The following is a 6,249-nucleotide window of genomic DNA, read 5'->3' as shown; positions in this document are numbered from 1 at the left end:
GATCCCGTCCTTTCATTCCTTTTCGAGCATCCAGTCTCAGCATCCCGAGAAGCTCTACCTTCATCTGAACCAGCCCTACTACGGGGCGGGAGACACCATGTGGTTCAAGGCCTATCTGACGGACGCCGTATCCCACAAGCCCGATACGCTGCCCGCGGGAGAGTATACCCTCCGGGCGTATACCGGATGGATGCTAAACTTCGAGCCCGCATTCTTCTTCCGGCGCAACATCAACGTGGGAAATACCCGTTCAGACCGCATACGAACCGACGTAACCTATACTTCCGCCCAGGCAATCGTGCGGTTCGCCGATGCGGACGGACGACCCATACGCGACGCGGAAGCCGACTACGAACTGTTCGACTGGAACGGCAAACGGATCGAGGGCGTACGACAGAGAACCTCCGCGACCGGAGCCCTGTTCGTAGACCTCCCCCACGACTCGATCCGAAACGGGGGATATATCCGCATGAAGCTCGACGAAGGGGGAACCGCCTTCAGAAGAACGCTTTTCCTCGAACCCGAAGCGCATGATTTCGCCGTCCAGTTCTTCCCCGAAGGAGGGGAACTCGTGGCGGGCGTTCCGCGCCTGGTGGCTTTCAAGGCGGAACGGGCCGACGGATATCCGGAGGACGTCCGAGGGAGCGTGCTCGACAGCAGGGGCGATACGGTCGTTTCGTTCGTGGCGGAGCACGACGGAATGGGAACCTTCCTGCTCTGTCCTCTGCAGGGAGAGACCTACCGCGCCGTGTGCAGAGGCGGGGGAACGGGAGATACGGGCAACGCTGCCGGAAGTCGGAGAAGGAGCCTGCGCGCTGACAACGGCACAGGCGCCCGGACGCATCCTGTACAAGGCCGACGGAACGGTGCCCCCGGGGAGCCGTCTGATAGGGCATATCCGGGGGGACTGCTGCTGCATCGTGCCGGTAGATACCCGAAGACCCGCGGGAACCATACTGACGGACTCCCTGCCCGAAGGGATACTCCACCTGCTGCTGGTGGACAGTACGGGACGGCCGCGCAGCGAAAGGCTCGTTTTCCTGAAAAGAACCGGAAAACGGGAGCGGTGGACGGTAACCCCGAAAAGCCCCAGTACGGCAAACGGGAAAAGGTGCGCGTCGAGATCGGACTGAAAGACGACGGTGGAAAACCGATAGAGGCCGATCTGTCGGTAAGCGTAACGGACCGCAGGGCCGTAAGGTATGATTTCCTGGGAAATTAGAGCCACGGCGGCAGGGGCGTAAATCCAAAGCCAGTCCGGCGACGACGATCGAGCCGGATGGGAAGCGTCGCAAACGCGAGCCGAAGAACTACAAAGTGCTGGTATTCGATGCGTCGATGCGGCTCAAAGGAATCCATCCCCCACTGAAGGATACGGCACGGCTGTATAACCTGCGGGCCGAGGCGATAAATAGCTATGCAAGATCAAACGGCCCTCGCAGGAGACCGGGCTCTCGTTCCACTACTGGTGGAAAGTGCTCGACTTCGACATTACCGATTTCGAGCTGACGGTATCCCGCTACGACGAGCTTTGTAAACGGAAGCCTGCGGATGCGGTACTGGATAATTAAGATTAAAAACTATTGAAGATATAAATCCTGTTACCTAACGAAAGCCTCTTTCTCTGGTAAGAAAGAGGCTTTCGCAATGAAATAATCTTCGTATATTCACTCTGTCTCTGAATGCCGACTTATTTGTCCGCCTGGGCGGCGAGGTAAGCGTCGTACATATCCAACATCCACGCGTCGTTCTCTTTAGCCTCTTTTTTGCGCACCTTGCCTTCGGAGCCTTTGAACCATGTTTTGCAGAACTTCTGCAATCCGGGATGCTGTTTTTCCACCAGCATGGTGTTGACCAACATATACGGATAAACGGTCCGGTCGGGATCGTCGTGGAAACGGATGCCGTATACGGTCTTCAACACCCGGCGGTCGATATTGCCGACCCGCTCTGTTGTCCATATCTTCCACCAATAGGTAGTGGCGTTCTGGCTGGCTTTGTTCAGGCAGACCAACCTGCGGAATGTGCGATAACGGTCCTTGAGTCCGGGAGAAGCGATATCGAGGGCTTCCCAGCGGATGCCGTCCGGATGGGCTTCGGTCTTCTCGACGTATTCGATGCTTTCGACCTCGTCGGCCGTGTACTTGACCGGCTCCTTGTCGTCGGGTGTCTTGGCGAGCTTGAACGAGTAATTTTCCTTTTTCAGTACGGAGGATTCGGCGTGCCAACTGCGCTGCAGGTAACCGTCGACTTTCTCGCCGGATGTAAGGGTTACTATTACCCGGCGGAACTCCTGATCTTCCGGCTTCTTGGCCTGTGCCTGACTGATTGTGCCCAACGTGACCAGCACGGTGGCAGCGAAAAGTAAAAACTGTTTCATATGCTTTATTTTAGGGGTTAATATTTAGTCGGATCGTAGTCTCGCAGCATAAGAATCGTTTTGTCCCGGTAGGCATTCGATCGGCGTATGCGCTCGGCAAGTTCGGGATCGTCGTCTATATAACGGGCGATGCGTTCGCGGAAAACGTCTTTCGAACGGCGGTATGTACTGCCAATGTTTTGAAATTCACTTTCGTCATGTTTCTGAAGGAAATAGGCCACACGCGAGCTACTGAACCATCCGCTTCTCTGCCGAACCAGCATACCGCCGTTCGTGTCGACACAGTAACCTTTTTTCGAATAAATGCAGGCCCTAATAAGCGGCGTCTCGACGTAAACCCACATCCAACCCGGATCGGACGCCCAAACCAACTTGCGGACGTGTTCCGGGGTCTTGGCATGCCAGCAAATCACCGAGTCTATATCTCCGGCCGGCAATACATCTTTGGTTTTAGTTTTCCGGAAAGCGTCTCGAAATATTTTCAGTTTGCCGGATTTTTGGGGGAGTTGCAATCGGTCGTCGCCCGTACATTCGACGACCGATCCGTTTTTCAAATAGATGCGTCCTTCAACAAGGGCCGCTGCACGTAACGGTGCTGTTGTTGCGAATAGAAACAGTAATAGTAAACAATACTTCATGTTTTCTCTCTTTTATAGGATGTTACAGTTGTAGCTATTAAAGCACCCCGAATGTTCGGTCGATATGTTCCCGTGGTCAAATTAGCGTAAAGTTCTTGTTGAGCATAGTTCGTATCTCAATCCCCAATTTTGTCGGATTGATCGGCTTAGCGACATAACCGTTGAAACCGTTTTTGAGGATTTTTTCCTTATCCGATGCGAACGCATAAGCCGTCACGGCGATGATGGGAACCGTCTTGGAAAATTTACGGATCTCCCGGGTAGCTTCGTAACCGTCCATGTTCGGCATATTGATATCCATGATGATCAACTGGGGACTGTGCTCCCGGCAGAGTGCCACGCTTCGCGTCCGTTCCAAGCGTGGATGAGTTTGTATTCCGTTTTCAGGATGGATTGGAACAGCAGGAAGTTGCTTTCACAGTCCTCGGCAACAAGGATCGTGATGTTCTTCCTCCCCAGTGGAACTTTCGGAGTCTCCACAACGACTTGTTCCGCCTTTACGATCTTGGCGGGCAGATACGGAATTTTAAACCAAAATGTAGAGCCTTTGCCCTCACCCGCAGATTCGACGCCTATCGACCCGTTCATCTTCTCGACGATTCCTTTGCAGATAGAGAGTCCAAGTCCATTGCCCGGCATGAAATCGTTCAGTTTGACGAAACGCTGGAAAAGTCGGGTCTGGCCCTCAGGAGAGATCCCCATGCCGGTGTCTTTCACGAAAAAGTAAATCTCGTCTCCGCGCAATTCGTATCCGAAAACAATGCTTCCGCTCTTTGTGAACTTTCGGGCATTGGAGATCAGGTTGATCAACACCTGCGACAAACGGTTGGGTTCGGTACGGACGACACAATCGGTCGCACCAAGCATAAAGTTGAGTACGACTTCGGGCTGCAAGCGCAGACGCTCCGTACTGTCTATCGTACGGATCAGATCGTTGAGGTCCGTAGCCCTGTATATGAAGTCGAGCGTATTGGATTCGACCTTAGCCATATCGAGTACGTCGCCGATCAACTGCAACAGCAACTGGTTATTGTTCTCGATAATGTTCACAAACTGTTGTTTCTCCTGTTCGTCCTCGGTGGTGAGCAGCAGGCTTGAGAATCCGACGATGGCGTTAAGCGGTGTGCGGATCTCGTGACTCATATTGGCCAGAAACGCCGACTTCAAGCGGTCTGACTCTCGGGCCTTCTCTTTGGCCGCAACAAGTGTCTGCTCCTGTTTTTTGCGCTCGGTGATCAGCAATAGTGAGCCGATAAGCGCTTTCGCCCGTCCCCGGTCGTCACTTTCAACTACGGCAGCATGTACCTCCAGCCAGTCGGTGCGCGATTGTCCGTTCTTGTCGGTAACCACCCGGAACTCGGTCTTGATGTACTTGAGCTTCCCGTCCAAAAAATCGCGGTAGGTCTGTTTTATGTGCGCCGCGTCGTCGGGATGGATGCGCTCGAAATACTCGGCATCCTCGATAATGTGGACCAGGTGGGTCGATCCGCGTTGTGCGGTAAAGTTCATGTGCCTCAATATGCGCTGAGCCTCGCAAGCGATTTTATGGCTCTCCAGATCCCAACGCCACGGAATAATATGGGCCACGCTCAGGGTAATATCCAGTTTCTCCGCAAACTCCCTCAACTCATTGGCCGCCTTACTTTTGGCCGTGATATCGATAGCGAAAATATCCATCTCCCGATCTCTCTCCGAGAGATACATCAAAAACTCGTAATAAGTGTCGGTCTGTTTGAAGTAGTGTGAAAAAGTAACGGGGAAACGGTTCCTCAGAGCGGTCTCGGCCATGTTCGAAATATATTCAGGAGCGAACAGTTTATAGGAAGCGCCCGGCAGGACATTTTGCCGGACCAGACTGGCAAAGGCCTCGTTTCCCGAATGATACTCGATGTCAGCAACACGTCCGTCGGCCCCGTAACACACGGTGGCCTGCGTATAGGCGATCGGCATATGCTCGACCAGGTTGGCATGCGTTCTGAAAAGAGCCATCTTTTTGCGTTGGAATACCGTATTGAGGATAGCGATAATGATCGTCGCTACAAAAATGACAAGTGCTACGATGATGTACCAACTGTATAATTGCCAGAATGTTTTGGGTTTATCAAGAAACACCGTACTCTCGGGGCATCTGTCCACAGGGATCTCATCCCGAACGAGCTTGGGGTAATTGACGATGGGGAACGCCTCTGTTGCATAGGCGAAAGGAACCGTGCGCATAGGTACGCCGTCCAACATTTGGTTGACGGCATTCATGACGGCTGCCTGAGTCTGCTGCGGATCGGGGAAATACCCGCCGTCAATGCCGTTACTCAAATAAGCGCTCCGGAGAGCGAAAACCGGACGTTTAGCTGCCGAGATCATCCGGGCATCACCCGAGATCAGCATTGGAAACCCATGCACATTGATGCGTTCGTAGAACCAGGTAGAAAGCAATAGCCCAACCGAAGGATCACGGTCGTTCAGATACTGCCGCATAAGATCACTATTGTGCTCATTGCCTACGAGCCATTCGTACCCCAGGTCAGGGTAGGTCTCCTTTATATACTGGCGGATAAGCCCGTTTAGGTAGCGGTTCAAGTAAAATTCATCGGCCATGAACACCACCTTGCGCATTCCGGGCAACATCCTCACCATCATATCGATCGTCTCCCTGTACAAATCAGGCACTTCGATCATTGTGAAATTGTATTTGCCTTGCAGGTCGATCAACGGTTTAAGCATATCGTCCGATACATCGGATGTTTCGCCCGTTATATAAAATTCCTGCGGACCGCATACTTTAGTTTTGGAAATCAACACCATCGGAATATCGCCCCATTCCTTCACGATGCGCTCCCTTAGAGTAAAGGACATGTTGCCGATCAGTACCAGATAGTCGGGTTTTCGATCCTCGAAACGCTGAAATATACCATTCTCAACCTGACGGTACATCGACTCGTTACGGATGAACGTACCGTTCATATGGATGATATCGGCACGCACGCCATCCGTCCGGGCGGTCAGCAATGCGATCGGGGTGATCAGTTCTTGGCTCCACGGAGCCGCCTCATTATAGGAGTTGATGATGAGCAAGCGGTGCTCCCTGGCTTCAGCCACCTGCGAAGTGAAAGAAAAACTTAGTCCGGCAAATATGAAAACAATATGTCTGACAGATAAAAGCAGCTTCTTTTGCATTACTCCGATTGCTTTTTTATTATACGATACATGCAGTCCATTTTGCACGGCACCATG

General features: G+C 52.6%; 4 protein-coding genes and 1 pseudogene. 1 reads left to right on the top strand and 4 read right to left on the bottom strand.

Annotated elements, in window-relative coordinates:
* A pseudogene (locus DW082_RS14615) lies at nt 1-1,222 on the top strand (hypothetical protein); the annotation flags it as partial.
* A 468-nt stretch (nt 1,223-1,690) separates the two neighbouring features.
* Here DW082_RS14615 and DW082_RS13190 read toward each other — a convergent pair.
* From DW082_RS13190 to DW082_RS13180, 4 genes are all read right to left on the bottom strand, one after another.
* Nucleotides 1,691-2,380 carry a hypothetical protein gene (locus DW082_RS13190; protein WP_101570949.1) on the bottom strand — a complete coding sequence of 230 codons (690 nt, stop codon included), beginning with the start codon at nt 2,378-2,380 and terminating at the stop codon, nt 1,691-1,693.
* Nucleotides 2,381-2,397: 17 nt separating this feature from the next.
* The gene (locus DW082_RS13185) at nt 2,398-2,817 is read right to left on the bottom strand and encodes a hypothetical protein (RefSeq protein ID WP_259335634.1); all 420 of its coding nucleotides are present in this window, start codon (nt 2,815-2,817) and stop codon (nt 2,398-2,400) included.
* Between the two features lie 277 nt (nt 2,818-3,094).
* Nucleotides 3,095-3,376, bottom strand: coding sequence for a response regulator (locus DW082_RS15215; protein ID WP_259335633.1), 282 nt, complete (start codon nt 3,374-3,376; stop codon nt 3,095-3,097).
* Nucleotides 3,325-6,114: an ATP-binding protein gene (locus DW082_RS13180; RefSeq protein ID WP_259335632.1), complete on the bottom strand. Its 2,790-nt coding sequence runs from the start codon at nt 6,112-6,114 to the stop codon at nt 3,325-3,327. Before DW082_RS13180 ends, DW082_RS15215 begins: the two co-directional genes overlap by 52 nt.
* Nucleotides 6,115-6,249 lie beyond the last annotated feature (135 nt).

The sequence above is a fragment of the Alistipes sp. AF48-12 genome, from assembly GCF_003477565.1.
GTDB classification, from domain to species: Bacteria; Bacteroidota; Bacteroidia; order Bacteroidales; family Rikenellaceae; genus Alistipes_A; species Alistipes_A hominis.
The sequence above is the reverse complement of the archived record's forward strand: the minus strand, read 5'-3'. Positions and strand labels throughout refer to the sequence as shown.

What these genes read in the sequence shown, in the direction of transcription:
- DW082_RS13190 (WP_101570949.1), bottom strand. Translation starts at nt 2,380, where the DNA reads ATGAAACAGTTTTTACTTTTCGCTGCCACCGTGCTGGTCACGTTGGGC.